Consider the following 16,448-nt stretch of genomic DNA (forward strand, 5'->3'; position numbering starts at 1 on the left):
GAGAGCCTAGGCGCCCGCTTCCCCCGTGCCCGAGATTCCGGCACCCGGGGGCGTGTCCCTCGATGCCGCCCCGGCGGTCCGTACGCCCTGGTCCGTACGCCCGGTTCGTACGTACGTCTGGTCCGTACGCCTTCCGTCCGCCTGGTCCGTGCTCCCTAGACGACGTCGTCCCAGGCCATGGAGCTCATTCGCCAGCCGGCCGGGGTACGGACGAACTGGGTCGTCTTGTGCCCCGCCCCCTCGAACCACTCGCCGTCGCGCCGCCCGGACTTGCGGTAGTGACTGAAGCGCTGCGCGATCGACCCGAAGATCTCCGTCCGCTCGGAGACCTCCCACTCGGAGAACTCGGTCAGCGTCCCGTCCGAGAGGATCCTCTCCCGGGGCTCGATGAACCCGTCGAGGTCGTAGACCACCGGATCGCCCCCGAGGTTCGAGATGATCATCCCCTCCGGTATGAACACCTCCCGTACGGCGTCGACGTTCGCCCGGTTGCCGCCGGTATTGGTGAACGCGCCGAGGAAGGTGCGCATCAACCGATCGAGCTCGGCCTTGACGTCGGACACTGCTGCCTGCCCCTCCCCTGGGTGAAAACGCATCAGGGCTGATCGTCACCCACACCCGCTGAGATCGGCAAGGCTCCTCGCGCTCCTCGCATCGACTTGCACTTCGTTCAATTCGCCACTTGCACGGTGTTCAAGTCCTGGGCTACCTTCTCCTTGTACTTAGTTCAAGTGAAGCGCCGGAAGCGGCGCGTACTCCCAGGAGGATCCGACCGTGAACACGTTCATCGCCGCCATGGAGCTGTCCGTCGCCGCCGCCTTCCTCAGCATCCCGGTCGTCCGGTCCCGTTACGGCGCCACCGCGACCGCCGCCGCCCACGCCGAGCTGAGCCGCCAGGGCGTGCGCACCACCGTCCTCGAGGAGAACGGGATGCGGTTCGACGCGGGCGGCCACGAAACCTGGGCGCCCGTGGGGATCGCCACCGTCCTCGCCGCCACCGCCACCCTCAACCTCACCGGCAGCTCCTGGGCCGGTGCGCTGAACTGGATCGTCTTGGGCCTCGTCCTCGCCGTCAACTGCCTGATCCTCTACAGCAACCTGACCGCGACGAGCTCCGTCCGCGCCGCCTTCGCCCGCAAGGGCGACCCCATGCTGGCCCGCATCGACGTCGCCGCCCTGCTGAAGGCCGCCGAGTCCGGCTTCCCGCGCTGGGTGTGGTTCCTGCAGAACGCCCGCCACGTCATCGTCTTCGGCGCCGTGGCCCTCGCCATGACCACGGCCGTCACGGCCTGACACGGATACGGCGCACCCGACCGGTGTCCGCCCCCTTACGATCTGCTCACAGCCGGCTCTGGCAGGATGCCGCGATGATCATTTCGATACCTGCCGTGGTTCCGGCCGGCCGGATGAGCGACACCGACCAGCCGGTGTTCCACCTCCCCAGCGGCTTCGAGTTGCGGCCGTGGCAGCGGGACGACGCCGAGACCCTGGTGGAGTCGTGCCACGACCCGGAGGTCCGGCAGTGGAACCGGACCGGCCTTCTGTCCCCGCACGAGGCCCAGGAGAAGATCGCGCGCTGGCGGGAGCGCTGGCGCTCGGAGGAAGCCGCGATCTGGGCGATCTCCCGCCCCGACGGCGGCGGCACGCCCAAGCCCGTCGGGCTGATCGGATTGGCCGACATGGACCTCCACGGCGGCGGCGCCGAGTTCCTGTACTGGCTCCTGCCGGCCGGCCGCGGGCACGGAGTCATGGCCGAGGCAACCCTCCGGATCAGCCGATGGGCCCTGGACGACCTGGGCCTGAACCGCCTCCGCATCACCCACTCCGTCGCCAACCCGGCCTCCTGCCGAGTCGCCGCGAAAGCGGGCTTCGCACTGGAGGGGACCATGAGGCGTGCCCTCCTGCACGCGGACGGATGGCACGACGAGCACCTCCACGCGCGCGTCCAGGGCGACCCCTGGCCCTCCCGCAGCCCGGAGTGAGCGGCACCCGGCCGGCGTCCCCGGCAGGTAGCCCGCACTCGTCGAACCAATTCCGAAGTTCAGTCGCTTCAGTCCCTGCCGCGCGCCCGAATACGCTCTGACCTGCACGTTCGTAGCAGCGACCGAAGCGACCGAAGCGACTGGGAGCGACTGGGAGCGACCCCGAGCGACCGAAGCGACCGAGGTCCGGGGGACTGTCGGCCCCGGCTAGTCGGTCCGCCCCTGGGCCTCTGCGGCCCGCCGGTCCGTGAGGGTCCGGTCCCACAGAGGGCTCTCGCGGAAGTGCACGTCGTAGAGCTCCTGCATCCCGGCCAGTTCCCGTGGCGAGAACTCCCCGCGCAGCACCTCGGGCAGTGCCCTGAAGTAGTCGAAGCGCCGTACGCCCGGGGTGATGAGGACCAGCAGTTCGACCGGTCCGTCCGAGGTGGCCCCGAAGGCGTGGACCATGCCCGGCGGCACCGCGACGAGACCGCCGGGCCCGATCGTCACGATCTCCTCGTCCAGCAGCATCTCCAGGACTCCGCCGATCACGTGGAACACCTCCCAGGACCGCTGGTGGAGATGGGGCCTGGCATTGGGGGTGCCGGCGGCGATCGTGCCGCCGGACACGCTCAGCGCACCGCCGAACGCGTCGCTGTCGGCCAGCAGCCGGATCGGACTGGGACCTGCCAGCACCTCGGCATCGGCGGCGTGGACGACCACGGCTCGGTGAGCGGGCGTAGGCGCGTGCGTAGGCGCAGGGGTGGGTGTGGGCGTGGGCATCATGGCTCCCGTTCGGACGGTTCCGTGTTCTGGGGGTGCCTGACCAGCACACCTCGGGAACAACCGCCGTCCAAGAAGCAGTTCACTGTCACAGTGATCACCGATCGTGATGAGTCGCGGAGCCGCGGCGCGAGCGGGGGAGGGGCCACGCGATGGAGATCCGGCAGCTTCGGTACTTCGTCGCCGTCGCCGAGACCGGCGGCTTCGGCAGTGCCGCACGCAGCCTGCACATCGTCCAGGCCGCCGTCAGTCAGCAGATCCAGCGCCTTGAACGCCACCTCGGCGTCGAACTGTTCGACCGGTCCACCCGGCGCGTCCGCCTGACCCGCGCCGGCGAACGCCTGCTCGTCGAGGCACGTGCCGTCCTGGCCGCCGTCGAGCGCACCCGCGCCGTCGCCGCGGAACTGACCGCCGAGACCGAACGGTCACTGCGGCTGGGCGTCACGCGTGCCTTCGACGCCCGCACGTACGAACTCCTGGACGACCTCGCACGGACCGCACCGGCCGTGGACGTCCGGCTCCATCGCCTCCCGCCGGACGCGCGCGTGGCCGCCGTACGTTCCGGTGAACTGGACGGCGCGATCGTCCGCGTGCTCGATCACGCGCCCGGCCTGGCCTTCACCCGACTGTGGACGGACGGCCTGATCGCCGCCGTTCCGCCCGGCCACGCCCTCGCCGAACACGAGCGCCTCGAACTCGGGCAGCTGGCGGGACTGCCCCTCCGCCTGGCACCGAGGCGCAACAACGCCGCGTTCCACGACCTGATCATCTCGGCCTGCCGCGACGCGGGATTCGTGCCGCCGCCCGGCCCGCCCTTCACGACGTTCGAGGCGACCCTGCACGGGATCGCGGCCGACGGGCCGCCGTCCTGGACGGTGTTCTATCCGCTCGGAGACCTGCCGTCGGCACCCCGTGCCGCCCTGCGTCCCCTCATCCGCCCCACCGCCACCGCCTACCTCGTCACCCGCCCCGGCCGGCACGGCACCCTGCCGGTCCGGCACCTGGTGACCGCCGCCCGAGACCGCCACGGCTGACCGGAGCACTCGTACGCGGAAGCCGGCCGGCACCACCGGCCGATTGTTCGACAATGCCCTGCGCCCGCCCGGCTCTTCCCCGATGATGTGATCATCGGGGTGGGGCGGTGCCCCGGTCGCGGCGGCAGCGCCATGGCGAAGGCGGGGGCGAGGGCGGGGGGAAGACGAACGCGTGGAGATCCTGCTCACCGGGGCGGCCGGACGCGTCGGCAGCCTCCTGCGCCCACGGCTCACCGACGTCCTCTCCCTCGCCACCTGGCTCAGCCCCGACGACGCCGCCCGCCTGTTCGACGCCTTGCTGCGCACCGAGGACCTCTCCTACGCGGTCGTCTACGGCATCTCGGCCGACACCCGCGCCTGGTGGGACCTCGCCCCCGCGCGCCGCCTCGGGTACCGGCCCCTGGACGACGCCGAGGACTACGCCGAGGCCGTCCTCGCCGCCCACGGCCGGCCGCCCGCCGCACATGACCTCGACGGCCCGGATACCGGCACCGATCCGCAGGCCGATCCGGCCGGCCCACCCGATCCGGCCGGCCCAGCCGACTCAGCAGATCCGGCCGATCCCGACACCCGCTACGTCGGTGGCCGCTTCACCCTCTGGCCCACCCCATGGACCACGGACCCGCCGACGCCGGCCCACCACCGGAACATCTGAGACAGAAGTGGAGCGCGATGTGAACGGATCCGCCGTCTTCGTCATGCCGTACTACGGCGACGGGAACGCCTCCGCGGAGTACCTGGCGCAGTCCGTCGCCGGCCTCCACGCCCAGACCGACCCCGATTGGCGCCTGGTCATCATCGACGACGCCAGCCCCCACCCGCGTCAGGACCGCAGCCCACTGCAGGCACTGCGCGACGCCTCCCCGGACCCGGACCGGATACACGTCCTCCGGCAGGACACCAACCGCGGGCAGGGTGCATGCCGCAACATCGGTGTCCGATGGGCCGCCGACCACGGGGCCGCCTTCGTCCTCTTCCAGGACGCCGACGACCTCGCCCACCCCCGCCGACTGGAACTCACCCGCCGCACCCTGACCGACCACCCCGACGTCGACTTCGTCTACTCCCCCTTCACCGTCATCGACGAACACGGCCGCGCCGTCCCCGAGGACCGCCTCACCCCCTCGATCCGAGAGATCCTCCACTCCCACCGCCACGCCCCGGTCGAGGGCGCCGACGCCTGGATCCGCATCGGCACCGAGACCGGCTACACCTCGCTGACCTCCACCGTCTCCGTCCGCACGGCCCTGGCCGTGCGACACCCCTTCCCCGAGGTCCGCGGTTCCGAGGACGCCCACACCTGGCTCCGCATGTCCGCCGGCGGCACGGGCTTCACGTACGTTCCGGCCATCCCGGCCCGCTACCGCATCCCCCAGCACACCGGCGGCTCCTCCGACCGCGACCGCATCGGCGCCGACTACTACCGCCGGAAGGCCGAGGTCGACACCGACGGTTTCCGGCAGGCCGTCTCCATCGCCCTCCGCCGCGGCGCCATCAGCCACAGCGACGTCCCCCGTCTCACGCAGGCGTTCCGCCGGCGCCTCGCCCTCACCCTGGCCCGCGAAGGCCGTCACGACCTGGCTGCCGAGCTCGTCCTGGGCATGGGCACGGGAACCGACGGCGGTACCAACCCCAACCCCAGCCCCAACCCCAACCCCGGAACTGCCCCCGCCCCCGCCACCGAGAACGCCGGCGACACCGCGCTGCCGCCCGCCGAGCCGGTCCGCTGACGTCCCGGACCCGTATCCGAGGACGGCCGAAATCCGACGCCGACGACCGGGGCCGGTCCGCCACGGCGCTATGTTGTCCCGCGTGGACGACGAGAAGGAACTCCTCGAGCTGGCCGGGGGCCCGGTGACCCGGAGCCGCCTCGTACGGGACCTGGCCGCGCTCGGCATCCGGCACGGCGACACCCTCATGGTCCACACCCGGATGTCGGCCATCGGCTTCGTCCCGGGCGGCACCCGGACCGTCATCGAAGCCCTGGCGGAGGCCGTCGGGGACACCGGGACGCTGATGGCGTACTGCGGCTGGAACGACGCCCCGCCCTACGACCTGGCCGACTGGCCGGCGGAGTGGCAGGAGGCGGCCCGGGCCGAATGGCCCGCCTACGACCCGCTGCTCAGTGAGGCGGACCACGGCGTCGGCCGGCTCCCCGAGGCGCTGCGGCAGTGGCCGGGGGCCGTGCGCAGCCGCCACCCCGATGCCGGGTGCGTCGCCGTCGGCCCCGCCGCGCACAGTCTGACGGACGAGCACCCGTGGGACGATCCGCACGGCCCCGACAGCCCGCTCGCCCGGCTCACCGAGACCGGCGGCCGGGTCCTCCTCCTCGGCGCCCCCCTCGACACGCTGACCCTGCTGCACCACGCCGAGGCCCTCGCCGAGGCACCGGGCAAGCGGTACGTCACGTACGAGCAGCCGATCACGGTCGACGGGAAGCGGGTGTGGCGGCGGTTCCGGGACGTCGACACCGAGACCGAGGCCTTCGACTACGGACGGGCGGTCCCCCCGGGCGTATGGCCGTTCACCGTCATCGCCAAGGACATGCTCGCCGCCGGCCACGGCCACACCGGCCGGGTGGGCGCCGCCCGCAGCCACCTCTTCGAGGCCCCCGACGTGGTCCGCTTCGGGGTCGACTGGATCGAGGCCCGCCTCGGCGCGCCGGCGCGGCCCACTGCCTGAGGAGCGCGGACGGGCGAACGCCGCCTCCGCCCCGTCGGCCGGAGCGGACCGCCTCGACAGGAGTCAATTCCCCGCGCGCCGGCACACCGGGCACCTACCCGCCGTTCGGATCACAGCAACAGATCCTTCCGGTGAATGCCGCACCCGGGGCGAGCACGCCGGCCGCCGCCGGGGTACGCCGTCCAGGCAGACGACGACGCACCCGGAGCCATCGAGGAGACCGGCGATGTACGCAGCAGTCCGGCGGTACGAAGGAGTGACCGATGCGGCCGAGGCGGCCCGCATCGTGCAGGAGGGCTTCGTGCCCCTGATGCGCGAGGTCCCCGGCTTCGTGGCCTACTACTGGATCGACGCCGGGAACGGAGTGATGGCCTCGACCAGCGTCTTCCAGGACCGCGCCGGTGCCGAGGAATCCATCGCGAAGGCGGCGGACTTCGTCCGCGAGCGCCTCGCGACCCTCCTCCCCAACCCGCCCCAGGTCATCGCCGGGGAAGTCGTCGCCTCCGCGTAGGCAGCGATCCGAACACCGGATTCCGCTCAGGACAGCGCCGGCGCCGCGGCTTCCCAGGCGAACCCGTCCGGGTCGGTGAAGGAGCCGACGGCGCCGCCCAGGGCGATGCGGTGCGAGCCGGCGCCGTCGGCGGGGACGCCGAGATCCTTGGCCAGGCTACGACGCTTGTACAGCGCCAGCTTGAGCGGGCCGGACTCGCCGGAGGCGAACTCGGCGTACTTGCCGCCGAAGCTCTTGGCCACGGTCAGACCCCGGTCGACGTAGAACTGCTTGGTGGCCTTCACGTCCTGGACCCCGAGCAGGAGGACGACCTCGTCGATCTCGCGGGTGGCCGGGCCGGTGTCCTTCTTCTCCGAGGTCGCGATCTTCCAGATCGTCCCGTCCGGGGCCTGGACGACACCGCCGTAGCCCCACAGCGACCTCGCGGCGGGCTTCAGCACCGTGGCGCCGGCGTCCACGGCGGCGTTGACGAAGCCGTCGACGGTGGCCGGCCGGGACACCGTGAGAGCCAGGGTGAAGCCTCGGAATCCGGTGGTCTCCGCCTCGGATGCCCGTAGGAGTACGTGCCTTTCCACCCCGAAGGCGGTGTAGAAGCGGCGGGCGGCCTCGGGGTCGGCCACTTCGAGGGTGACGGACGCGAGGGACGTGTGGGACGCGGTGGAAGCGGTGATTGCCATGGCCAACACGCTAGGCGCCGCCCCGCGACCGTGGCTTCTCGAATCCTGACCGGTCTTCTCACCCGCCGCGCGGGCGCCGGCGCCATCCGACCGGCCCGGTCCAGGCGGTGCGTGAGCTCCCGAGGTCATGCGTCGTGCGCGTGCTCGCGCGGTGGCTTCTCGGCCGGCCCCGCCGGCGACTGGATGGAGCCGTAGCCCGGCCGTGACCGAGGAACCGCCCCGACCCCTCACGGCCGGTCCACACGGAAGTGGTAGCAGCCGTACTCGACGGCCCGCACATGCACCTGGACCGTCTCCGGGTCGGCGAAGGCCTCGGCCAACGCACGGTCGAAGGCGGCATCGGCGTCATCGGGCAGCTCCACCATGCGGCCGCCGATGATGCGCCCCTGCCCGTCGTAGCGGCGGAAGGCGCGCAGAGCACCGGGCCGCGCCCAGGGGTAGCCGCTGTTCTCCGGGTCCGCGCCGAGGTCCGGCCCGCCGCAGTCCCGAGCGTGAACGAAGACCGGTCCCTGCTCGTCGTACGCCCCCGGCTCGGCTCCCGTACGGTCCGCCCAACGCCGCAGGGGCGCGTACGAGACGAGCCCGATCCGGTCGCCCACGACACTTGGCCGCAGACAGCAACGGAGCGGCGCGCCGCCTTCCTCGTCCACGTACGGGTCCAGGGGGCGCCCGGCGTCGTCACGGACGCGGAGCTCGGCGAGGGCGGCGGGGTCGATGGCCTGGGGCGCGTAAGTAAGGGTCATGCCGCTCATCGTGGCGTGCCGGCCCGCGGGACCGCTGGCAGGAATCCGACGATGCGCTCCGGCCGACCCTCCCTTCGCACCGTCTTCGGGACCACGGCCGTGGTCGATCCGATCGCGCCGCCCTACTCCTGCGGGGGCGTCAGGTCGGCGTCGAGCTGGTGGTCGGCCCAGACGTAGCTCGCGGGCAGCAGGTCCGTGATCAGGACGGTCCGGACGCGCTCCTTCTCACCGACGATGACCTTGAGGGCGGGGAAGTAGTCGAGAAGGGCCTGACGGCACCGGCCGCACGGCGGCACCACCCCCCGATCGCGGTCTCCCACGGCGACGATCGTGTCGAGCGCGTAGACGCCCTGGGCGGCCGCGGCACCGATCAGGACCAGCTCGGCGCAAGGCCCTCCGGTGAAGTGGTAGGCGTTGACCGCAGTGACGATCCGGCCGTCCGGAGCACGGCCGGCCGCCGCCATGGTGTGGTTGTCGCCCCGGCACCGCGTACGGGCGACCTCGGCCGCGGCCTCGATGAGCTCGTGGTCGACGTCGAGGGTCAGCGTGGTCATGATTCTGTTCTCCGCTTCGGTGAGACCGTCAGGTGACGATCATCCGATCGACGACGACGCGCAAGCGAATATCGCGGGCTGCCCGCCGCTCCACCAGCCGAGATGAGGCGGTGCACTCCCGGGCCCGGCTCCTAACCGATCGCACGTGTCACGGGGTTGACAAGAACGCCCCACCACACCACCCTTTCACTAATCAATTAGTGAAAGGGTGGTGTGAGCGTGCTGGAGTACCGCATCGACCGGCACAGCGGCATGGCCACGTACCTGCAGATCGTCCAGCAGACCAAACAGGCCCTGCGCCTCGGCCTGCTCAAGCCCGGCGACAAACTCCCCACCGCCCGCGAGGTCGTGGAGGCCACCGCCATCAACCCCAACACCGTCCTGAAGGCCTACCGCGAGCTGGAACGCGAAGGCCTCGTCGAGGCGAAACGGGGCCTGGGCACCTTCATCCGCGCATCCCTGGGCAACGACCCGGCAGCCTCCCCGCTCCGCGCGGAACTCGCCGACTGGGCACGGCGGGCACAGGAAGCCGGGATGGACCGGGACGACGTCGCCGCACTCTTCACTTCCGTACTGGAACAGCAGTTCAAGGGGGACCTCGAAGCATGACGGACAGTGTGATCGAGGCGGAGGGCCTCGGCCTGCGCTACGGCCGACGGCAGCGGGCAGCCTGGGCCCTGCGCGACTGCTCCTTCCGCCTGCCGGAAGGCCGGATATGCGCACTGGTCGGCCCCAACGGCGCAGGGAAGTCAACCCTGCTGCTCCTCGCCGCCGGGCTCGTCCGCCCCACCGAGGGCACCCTGCGCACGCAGCCGCGCGAGACCCTCGCCTACGTCGGCCAGGACAAGCCGCTCTACCCGCAGCTCACCATCGCCGAGACCCTCCGCATGGGCAGCGAGCTGAACCCACGGCACTGGGACGCCGCCACGGCCCTGCGCATCATCGAGGCCGGCGGCCTCACCCCGGACAGCCGGGTCCGCACCCTCTCGGGCGGCCAGCGCACCCGCGTCGCCCTCGCCCTCGCCCTCGGCAAGCGCCCCCGCCTGCTCCTCCTCGACGAACCGATGGCCGACCTCGACCCGCTCGCCCGCCACCAGCTCATGGGCGAACTCATGGCCGACGCCGCCGAGAACGGCACCTCGGTGGTGATGTCCTCGCACATCATCGGCGAGCTGCGCGAAGCCTGCGACCACCTGCTCCTCGTGCACGGCGGCCGCATCCGGCTCGCCGGCCCCATGGAGGAGATCCAGGCCGCCCACCGGCTGCTCACCGGCCCCGCCACGGCCGTCACCGACCTCGCCGGGCACACCGTCGTCGAAACCCGGACGGCGGGCCGCACGGTGACCGCCCTCGTGCGCCCACAGGGCCCCGTCGACGGCCGCACCTGGCAGACGGACGACGCCTCCCTGGAGGAACTGGTCCTCGCCCACCTGCGTTCCCCGGACGCCCCGCCCCTCACCCTTGACGACTCTCTCACCACCGCGGGAGCACAGGCATGAACGCACCGGCACTCAAAGGCCCGTACCGGGCCGCGGCCCGCCTGCACCGCCGCGCACTGTGGGCGCTGCCCGTGCTGGCGGCGGTCAGCCTCGCCGTGGTGATCGGCCTGCGCGTATGGGCGGCCCCGGGCCCCGACGCCGCCCCCTACTCCGGCTACGGGTTCCTGCGGATCTCCATGGAGTACGCGGGCCGCGGCCTGCTGTTCCTGCCGGCCTTCGTGGGAGCCTTCGTGGCCGGCCCGCTGATCGCCCGCGAGTCGGAGAGCGGCACCTGGCGGCTGGCCCTCACCCAGTCCACCGGTCCCGGGGCATGGCTCGGGGCGAAGGTCCTCGTGGCGGCGGCCGCCGCCGGACTCGGCTCGGCCGCGATGGTCGGGATCTACCGGATCGGCTGGACCCGCGTGGCCGACACCTACCGGCTCACCTGGGCCGACCGCGGCACGTACGAGGCCTCCGGCCCCGTCCTGGTCGGATACTGCCTGCTCGCCGTCGCGCTCGGCGCACTCGTCGGTCAGCTGGTGCGGCGCACCCTCGCCGCGATGGCCGTCACCGGCCTGCTGACCGGAGTGGTGATGCTGGTCGTGGGCTCCCTGCGCTGGTCCGTCCTGCCCGTCAAGACCACCACCATGCCGCTCTCCGGCAACATCGCGCAGCAGGCGCCCGTCTCCGCGTTCATCACCGACACGGGCCTCATCACCGGCTCGGGCGAACGCCTCCCCGAGTACGCCTGCTGGGAGCGGACCAAGAGCCTGACGGACTGCCCCGCGGACATGAACGTCACCGCCTGGTACACGGAGTTCCACCCGGCCTCGCACTACTGGCCCACCCAGCTCATCGAAACCTCGATCGCCCTGACCCTGGCCGCCCTCACCCTCTACGCCGCCTTCAGGCTCGTCCGCACCGGCCGGCCGGAAGGCCGCGGAGCCCCCGCAGCGACGCGTTGACCGTGCTCCATGGCCTGCCTACGGTGGCGGCCATGGACCACGACATCGTCCGCCTGCACCACGTCGGCCACATCGTGGCGGACATGGCGCAGGCGATACGCCTCTACGAGCGGCTGGGCTTCGTCTTACCGCCGCCCAGCTGTCCCGCGATGCCGCAACGGGAAGGGGCGGCGCCGGAGCCCTTCGGCGCCGCCAACACCCACGCGGACTTCGCCGGTTCCTTCCTCGAACTCGCGACCTGCGCGAAGGACGGCGACACCCTCCGCCTGCCCGCCGACGCCCACCTCGTTCCCCTGGACGCCCCGGCCGAAGTGCTGCCCGTCCTCGTGGAGCGGATCCGCGAGACCAGCGCCAACCTCGCGGCCTGCCTGGACCGCTTCGAAGGACTGCACATCCTCATGTTCTCCTCGCCCGCCATCGAGGAGGCAGCCGCACGGCTGACCGCCGCGGGCGTGCCGCACGGCGGGGTCAACACGGTGCGGAGGGCGGCGCCCGAGGGCGCGAAAGTCCCGGTGGAAACCGTCCGTTACCTGGAGATCGACGGCGAGGAACCCGGCACCGGTCCGGGCACCCTCGCCGAAGGACGGGTGGGCGTCGTCGCCGACCTGGACCACGACGTCCAAGGCGCCCGCCGCCTCGACCACCCCAACGGCGCCCTCGCACTCGCCGAGGCCGTCCTCTGCGTCGCCGACGAGGAACTGGCCGCGGTGCAGCGGCGCTACGAAACCTACCTCGGCCGGCCGGCCCGGCAGGAAGGCTCCGTCCCGGAAGGCGCCGTCCCGGAAGGCGCCGTCCCGGAAGGGCCCGCACGGACCTTCGCCCTCGACGGCGCCGCCCTGACCCTCGTGCCGGCCTCCGCCCTCGCCGACCTCCTCCCCGGCGAGCGGCCCGCCGCGCTCCCGGCGCTCGTCGGCTACACCGTCTTCGTACGCGACCTCGCGCTCACCCGCGACCTGCTGCGCCGCAACGGGTTCCCCCTGCGCGAAACACCCTCCGGCGACACGTTCGTACCGGCCGACGCCGCTCTCGGAACCGCCGTCGTCTTCCGCCCGGCGGACGGGTAGTCCACCGCGCCACCACCCCTCCCGAGCACCCGCACGCGACGCCTCAGGCATCCACCGGCGCCTGCGGCGCCGGGATCCCGTCGGGGGAGCCGTCGCCCGGCCCGGCGCCGATGTTGATGCCCGCCCGGCGCTGCCTGCCGGCCGGGCGGCGCGCGGGCACGGGTACGCCCAGCGCCGTGAGCTCGGCGGCGGACCACCCCGCCTTCTCGGCGGCCGCGTACGCCTTGCCGTAGGGGACCTCCGTCCCGGCGAGCGAGGCCTCCAGCCGCCTGCGTTCGGCCAGGATGTCCGCGAGCGGCTGCAGCGCCGTCTGCCGGGCTGCCTGGAGCTCCTGCGCCCTCTTGAGGATCTCGTGTGCGTCCATGCCGGGCATGATGCCCGCCCCGACCGGTGCTTCCGGGCGAGCGACACCGGACGAATACCGAGCCGCCGAACCCGGCGAATCGATACTTCTCCGGCATTGGAGTGAAAGGCAGTTCCGCGGCGCCCCTTCGCGATGTTTAACCGGCCGACGCGCGCGTTCGCCGACGCGTCGTACCGACATCCTCAAGGAGAGTCATGCGTATCCGCTCCGCCCTGACCACCACTGTCCTGGCCGCCGGCATCATGCTGGCCGGCGCCGGCGCGGCCGCCGCGGACGGCCATGTCGACATCGACCGCTTCTACACCGGCCACTCGGAGTACACGTCCACCTGCACCACCAGCGTGGCGGTTCCCCCGCTGACCGGTCCCGCGTACTCCTCCACCTGCGCCGCCGACGGCGCGAAGGACTGGGCCAAGGCCGGGCACCTGGGCGCCTGAGCAACGGGCAAGATCCGGCCCGCTCGCCTCCCCGCGATGGTGGTCACCGGGAGGCGAGCGGGCCGGGGCCGGGCCACCCCGCCGGGACGGCCGCGGACGGCGCGGACGCCCGGCACCTCACCGCCGCCCGCCGAACTCCCACTCGTGCACCTCCACGTCCGCGTACCCGTCCGCACTCAGCACGGCACGCGCCGCACCGGCATCCGCGGCCCGGACCAGTGCCGCCGTACCCACCCAGGTGGCACCGTCGTCCGACAGCAGCGGCCCGTACGCGATCAGCCCGTCCCGCTCCGCCGGCACGTCGAGGTCGACGGCCGTTCCCCCGCCGGAAGCGGATCCGAAGCCCAGCACGAGGTACCGGTCGCCACCGGTCCGGCCGCCGGGGAACTCCCACATCGTGCGCCCCAGCAGGTTGCGCCACCGGCGCAGCAACACGTCCCGGTACACCCCGGCCTGGTAACCGGGCTCCTCGAAGGCGAAGGCCCGCGCCGCGGCCGCATCCGGCAGGTCGACGATGTGCACGCTGCCGCTGGGCGTCTCACCGTCTTCGGCGAAGGTCGGACCGCGGGCGATCAGCTCCTTCTCGTACAGGTCCATGTAGGACCAGTGCTGTTCCAGCAGCTCCATGCGCAGAGCCGCCGATCCGGACCGGTCGCGGTGGTAACAGAAGAACTCCATGCCACGGACTCTCCCCGAGGGACCGGCCGCAGATCAACGGAATTCGGACGGCAGATCCCCTGGAACCCGCCGGGAGGACGCGTAGGGCCCTCGGTCGCCACGGCGGCCACGCCGATGCACCTCGGCGCGCGGGCTCAGTCCTCTTGCAACTCCGCGAGCCTGGCGGTGTAGACGACCGCGATCCGCGCGATCTCCTCCGTGCCGGCGGTTTCCAGCCGCTCCAGGTCGTCCACGGCGTCATCCCGGGCCGTGAGCCATTGCTCCACCAGTCCGGCGGCGTCGCCGGGCCGCTGACGGGCCGCTGCCAGACGGGCGTTGTACCGGGCGATCACCTGCTTCAGGGTGATCGCGGCGTCGGACACGGCGGATACCTCCTTGGTTCGTACCGGCGTGCTCGACCGGCCACGTGTCCGCGGCTTACCCGGGGTTCGCGCAGTACACGTGGCGATCATTGCGGCCGCGCACAGCCGCCGGAGCCCACCCCGGGGAACTTTGACGCATCCCTAACGCGTACTCCTCCGCACGCCCTGGGCCGGCCAGGTCGTGGCGGCAGCCGACGGCCGCCATCAGCACTATTCGGAGATGCCCGGACAGCGGCAAGTGCCTCGACGCCGCCTGGAGCAAGAGCAACGGAACGACCGTCGTCGAGTGGGACTGTTACGGCGGTGCCGCACAGGGGTGGACGAACCAGGCTCGGCGAGGGTTGATCCGCAGCCTGCAAACCGTCCTGACTTCCGCGCCCGCGCGGAGGTCAGGACGCGTCCCGCACCGCTGATCCGCATTCCGGGGCGCAGCCCCGAGGACATCTCCCGGCCGGCGGTACCGCCCCGCGCTAGGCGAGGTTCAGCGAGCGGAGCAGGGCCGCCAGGTCGGCCCGGAACAGCTTGGCGGGACTGCCCGTCTGCCCGCGCAGGTGCCCGTACACCTCCAGCGAGACCAGGCCGTGGAGGTGGCCCCACAGGCGGAGGGCCAGGGCGACGCCCGCCGGTGGCAGGTCGGGGAACTCCGGGCGGATCTTCTCCAGCAGCGCCGGGTCGAAGTCCGACCACTCGAAGCCGTCCTCGCCGTGGGCATCGGCCGCGTGCGGCCAGGCCTGCGCCGCCAGGGCCGTCAGGCCGATGCAGGCCCGTCGGGCGGCCTCCGGGGCGGGGCCGCCCTCGGGGGCCCGGTAGCCGGGGACCGGGTCGCCGTAGACGAGCCGGAAGCCGGCGGGGTTGGCCAGGGCCCAGGCACGGAGCGTCTCGGCCCAGCTCCGGATGCGTGCCGCCGGATCCCCGGCCGGTACATCGGCCCCGGCCGCGTCCAGCGCGTCCACCAGCGAGGTGTACACGTCCCGAACCAGAGCGGTCACCAGGTCGTCCCGGGTGGCGAAGTAGCCGTAGATGGCGTTCGCCGTCATGCCCATCTCGCGGGCGATGGCCCGCAGGGTGATCGCGTCCGGGCCGTGCGCGGCCATCAGGCCCAGCGCCACCGTCTTGATCTCCGCCGTCGTCTCGGCCCGCAGCCGCTCACGGCGCCCCGTCGTCGCGCCCGCCGTGCCGGCGTTCGTGCTCGCCGTGCCGGCGTTCGTGCTCGTAGTGCCGACTTTCGTGCCCGTCTTTCCCGTTCCCACGTCGGCGACCCTACCTCCCGGCATCTGCTTCCGTAAGATCACTTCACCTTTCACTTCACACCGTATAGTTTCCACACGTCGTGAAGAACCGTGCGAGCAGGGGGAGTTGCGCCATGCACATCGGAGTCATCGGGGCCACCGGGACCATCGGCAGCAGGATCGTCACCGAGGCCCTCGACCGGGGCCACCGCGTCACCGCGTTCAGCCGCGACGCCACCGCACCCGCCCGGGCCGAACGGCGGGACATCACCTGGCGGAGCCTGGACGTACTCGACCCCGACGGGGTCGCCGCCGTCCTTCCCGGCCTGGACGTCCTCATCAGCGCCTTCCAGCCCGGCAACGCCGCCCGCGACCTCGCCGACACCCTCACCCGTTCCATCGCTGACCCCACGGCGTACGCCCGCGCGGCCCGTTCCCTGCTCACCGCCCTCGCCACCCGTCCGCGGACCCGGCTGATCGTGGTCGGCGGAGCCGGCAGCCTGGAGATCGAACCGGGTGTGACCCTCGCCGACTCCGAGGAACTCCTGCACCAGGGGCTCGAATCGCTCGGCCTGCCCCGGGAGTACGCCGCCGCCGTACGGGGCCACCGCGACGCACTGAACGTCCTGCGCCTGTCGGACCGGCTGTGGACGTACTTCAGCCCGGCCGGAGACATCCGGCCCGGCGAACGCACCGGCCGCTTCCGGCTCGGCACCGACCAGCCGGTGACGGACGCGGACGGCCTCAGCCGGATCTCCGCCGAGGACGCCGCGGTCGCGCTGCTCGACGAAGCCGAACTCCCCCGCTTCGTCCAGCGCCGCTTCACCGCCGGCTACTGACCGGCCCCGGCGTCCACGCGGCACGCCCGTCGGCGTGCCGCGGGACAACCGGCCGCCGCCCGCTCTAACGTCGCCCGCGTCCACATC

At 72.5% G+C, this 16,448-nt stretch carries 22 protein-coding genes; 13 read left to right on the forward strand and 9 right to left on the reverse strand.

Features of this window, described 5'->3' with window-relative positions; all coding sequences use genetic code 11:
* Positions 1-155 precede the first annotated feature (155 nt).
* Positions 156-563, reverse strand: coding sequence for a nuclear transport factor 2 family protein (locus tag AC067U_RS20775; RefSeq protein WP_478831210.1), 408 nt, complete (start codon positions 561-563; stop codon positions 156-158).
* A 211-nt stretch (positions 564-774) separates the two neighbouring features.
* Between AC067U_RS20775 and AC067U_RS20780 the strand changes: the two genes are divergently transcribed.
* Positions 775-1,293, forward strand: coding sequence for a hypothetical protein (locus tag AC067U_RS20780; protein ID WP_478831211.1), 519 nt, complete (start codon positions 775-777; stop codon positions 1,291-1,293).
* 74 nt (positions 1,294-1,367) lie between these two features.
* Positions 1,368-1,982, forward strand: coding sequence for a GNAT family N-acetyltransferase (locus AC067U_RS20785; protein WP_478831212.1), 615 nt, complete (start codon positions 1,368-1,370; stop codon positions 1,980-1,982).
* Between the two features lie 207 nt (positions 1,983-2,189).
* On the opposite strand, the gene AC067U_RS20790 is transcribed toward AC067U_RS20785, so the two are convergent.
* Positions 2,190-2,684, reverse strand: a complete 495-nt coding sequence (locus AC067U_RS20790) for a cupin domain-containing protein (RefSeq protein WP_478831213.1) — start codon at positions 2,682-2,684, stop codon at positions 2,190-2,192.
* A 212-nt stretch (positions 2,685-2,896) separates the two neighbouring features.
* On the opposite strand from AC067U_RS20790, the gene AC067U_RS20795 reads away from it, so the two are divergent.
* The 5 genes from AC067U_RS20795 to AC067U_RS20815 all read left to right on the forward strand — a co-directional run bounded on the left by AC067U_RS20795 (position 2,897) and on the right by AC067U_RS20815 (position 6,971).
* Entirely contained in the window at positions 2,897-3,778 is an 882-nt protein-coding gene (locus AC067U_RS20795; protein WP_478831214.1) for a LysR family transcriptional regulator, read from the forward strand.
* A 172-nt stretch (positions 3,779-3,950) separates the two neighbouring features.
* Positions 3,951-4,433 carry a hypothetical protein gene (locus AC067U_RS20800; RefSeq protein WP_478831215.1) on the forward strand — a complete coding sequence of 161 codons (483 nt, stop codon included), beginning with the start codon at positions 3,951-3,953 and terminating at the stop codon, positions 4,431-4,433.
* 19 nt (positions 4,434-4,452) lie between these two features.
* A complete protein-coding gene (locus AC067U_RS20805; RefSeq protein WP_478831216.1) occupies positions 4,453-5,508 on the forward strand; it encodes a glycosyltransferase family 2 protein in 1,056 nt (351 codons plus the stop codon).
* A gap of 82 nt (positions 5,509-5,590) precedes the next feature.
* Positions 5,591-6,460, forward strand: a complete 870-nt coding sequence (gene aac(3)-VIII, locus AC067U_RS20810) for an aminoglycoside N-acetyltransferase AAC(3)-VIII (protein ID WP_478831217.1) — start codon at positions 5,591-5,593, stop codon at positions 6,458-6,460.
* A 226-nt stretch (positions 6,461-6,686) separates the two neighbouring features.
* Positions 6,687-6,971, forward strand: coding sequence for a hypothetical protein (locus AC067U_RS20815; RefSeq protein ID WP_478831218.1), 285 nt, complete (start codon positions 6,687-6,689; stop codon positions 6,969-6,971).
* A gap of 26 nt (positions 6,972-6,997) precedes the next feature.
* On the opposite strand, the gene AC067U_RS20820 is transcribed toward AC067U_RS20815, so the two are convergent.
* The 3 genes from AC067U_RS20820 to AC067U_RS20830 all read right to left on the reverse strand — a co-directional run bounded on the left by AC067U_RS20820 (position 6,998) and on the right by AC067U_RS20830 (position 8,945).
* The gene (locus tag AC067U_RS20820; protein ID WP_478831219.1) at positions 6,998-7,648 is read right to left on the reverse strand and encodes a glyoxalase; all 651 of its coding nucleotides are present in this window, start codon (positions 7,646-7,648) and stop codon (positions 6,998-7,000) included.
* Between the two features lie 227 nt (positions 7,649-7,875).
* A complete protein-coding gene (locus tag AC067U_RS20825) occupies positions 7,876-8,391 on the reverse strand; it encodes a DUF1203 domain-containing protein (protein WP_478831220.1) in 516 nt (171 codons plus the stop codon).
* A 122-nt stretch (positions 8,392-8,513) separates the two neighbouring features.
* The gene (locus AC067U_RS20830) at positions 8,514-8,945 is read right to left on the reverse strand and encodes a cytidine deaminase family protein (protein WP_478831221.1); all 432 of its coding nucleotides are present in this window, start codon (positions 8,943-8,945) and stop codon (positions 8,514-8,516) included.
* A 219-nt stretch (positions 8,946-9,164) separates the two neighbouring features.
* Between AC067U_RS20830 and AC067U_RS20835 the strand changes: the two genes are divergently transcribed.
* Genes AC067U_RS20835 through AC067U_RS20850 form a run of 4 tightly spaced genes read left to right on the forward strand, consistent with a single transcriptional unit; the run spans position 9,165 to position 12,452 of the window.
* Positions 9,165-9,554, forward strand: coding sequence for a GntR family transcriptional regulator (locus AC067U_RS20835; protein WP_478831326.1), 390 nt, complete (start codon positions 9,165-9,167; stop codon positions 9,552-9,554).
* A complete protein-coding gene (locus AC067U_RS20840; RefSeq protein WP_478831222.1) occupies positions 9,551-10,444 on the forward strand; it encodes an ABC transporter ATP-binding protein in 894 nt (297 codons plus the stop codon). Before AC067U_RS20835 ends, AC067U_RS20840 begins: the two co-directional genes overlap by 4 nt.
* Entirely contained in the window at positions 10,441-11,388 is a 948-nt protein-coding gene (locus AC067U_RS20845) for an ABC transporter permease (RefSeq protein WP_478831223.1), read from the forward strand. The genes AC067U_RS20840 and AC067U_RS20845 overlap by 4 nt, the downstream gene beginning before the upstream one ends.
* A 32-nt stretch (positions 11,389-11,420) precedes the next feature.
* Positions 11,421-12,452 (forward strand): VOC family protein, encoded by a 1,032-nt coding sequence (locus tag AC067U_RS20850; protein WP_478831224.1) that lies wholly within the window; start codon positions 11,421-11,423, stop codon positions 12,450-12,452.
* A 43-nt stretch (positions 12,453-12,495) separates the two neighbouring features.
* Here AC067U_RS20850 and AC067U_RS20855 read toward each other — a convergent pair whose 3' ends face one another.
* Positions 12,496-12,816 carry a hypothetical protein gene (locus AC067U_RS20855; protein WP_478831225.1) on the reverse strand — a complete coding sequence of 107 codons (321 nt, stop codon included), beginning with the start codon at positions 12,814-12,816 and terminating at the stop codon, positions 12,496-12,498.
* Between the two features lie 194 nt (positions 12,817-13,010).
* Here AC067U_RS20855 and AC067U_RS20860 point away from each other — a divergent pair, with 194 nt between their 5' ends.
* A complete protein-coding gene (locus tag AC067U_RS20860; protein ID WP_478831226.1) occupies positions 13,011-13,253 on the forward strand; it encodes a hypothetical protein in 243 nt (80 codons plus the stop codon).
* Between the two features lie 117 nt (positions 13,254-13,370).
* Here AC067U_RS20860 and AC067U_RS20865 read toward each other — a convergent pair whose 3' ends face one another.
* The 3 genes from AC067U_RS20865 to AC067U_RS20875 all read right to left on the reverse strand — a co-directional run bounded on the left by AC067U_RS20865 (position 13,371) and on the right by AC067U_RS20875 (position 15,543).
* Positions 13,371-13,931, reverse strand: coding sequence for a YciI family protein (locus AC067U_RS20865; RefSeq protein WP_478831227.1), 561 nt, complete (start codon positions 13,929-13,931; stop codon positions 13,371-13,373).
* A gap of 134 nt (positions 13,932-14,065) precedes the next feature.
* The gene (locus tag AC067U_RS20870; RefSeq protein WP_478831228.1) at positions 14,066-14,293 is read right to left on the reverse strand and encodes a hypothetical protein; all 228 of its coding nucleotides are present in this window, start codon (positions 14,291-14,293) and stop codon (positions 14,066-14,068) included.
* Positions 14,294-14,763: 470 nt separating this feature from the next.
* Positions 14,764-15,543 (reverse strand): TetR/AcrR family transcriptional regulator, encoded by a 780-nt coding sequence (locus tag AC067U_RS20875; protein WP_478831229.1) that lies wholly within the window; start codon positions 15,541-15,543, stop codon positions 14,764-14,766.
* A gap of 113 nt (positions 15,544-15,656) precedes the next feature.
* Here AC067U_RS20875 and AC067U_RS20880 point away from each other — a divergent pair, with 113 nt between their 5' ends.
* Positions 15,657-16,361, forward strand: coding sequence for an NAD(P)-dependent oxidoreductase (locus AC067U_RS20880; protein ID WP_478831230.1), 705 nt, complete (start codon positions 15,657-15,659; stop codon positions 16,359-16,361).
* Positions 16,362-16,448 lie beyond the last annotated feature (87 nt).

It is taken from the genome of Streptomyces sp. NPDC043853, assembly GCF_056436025.1.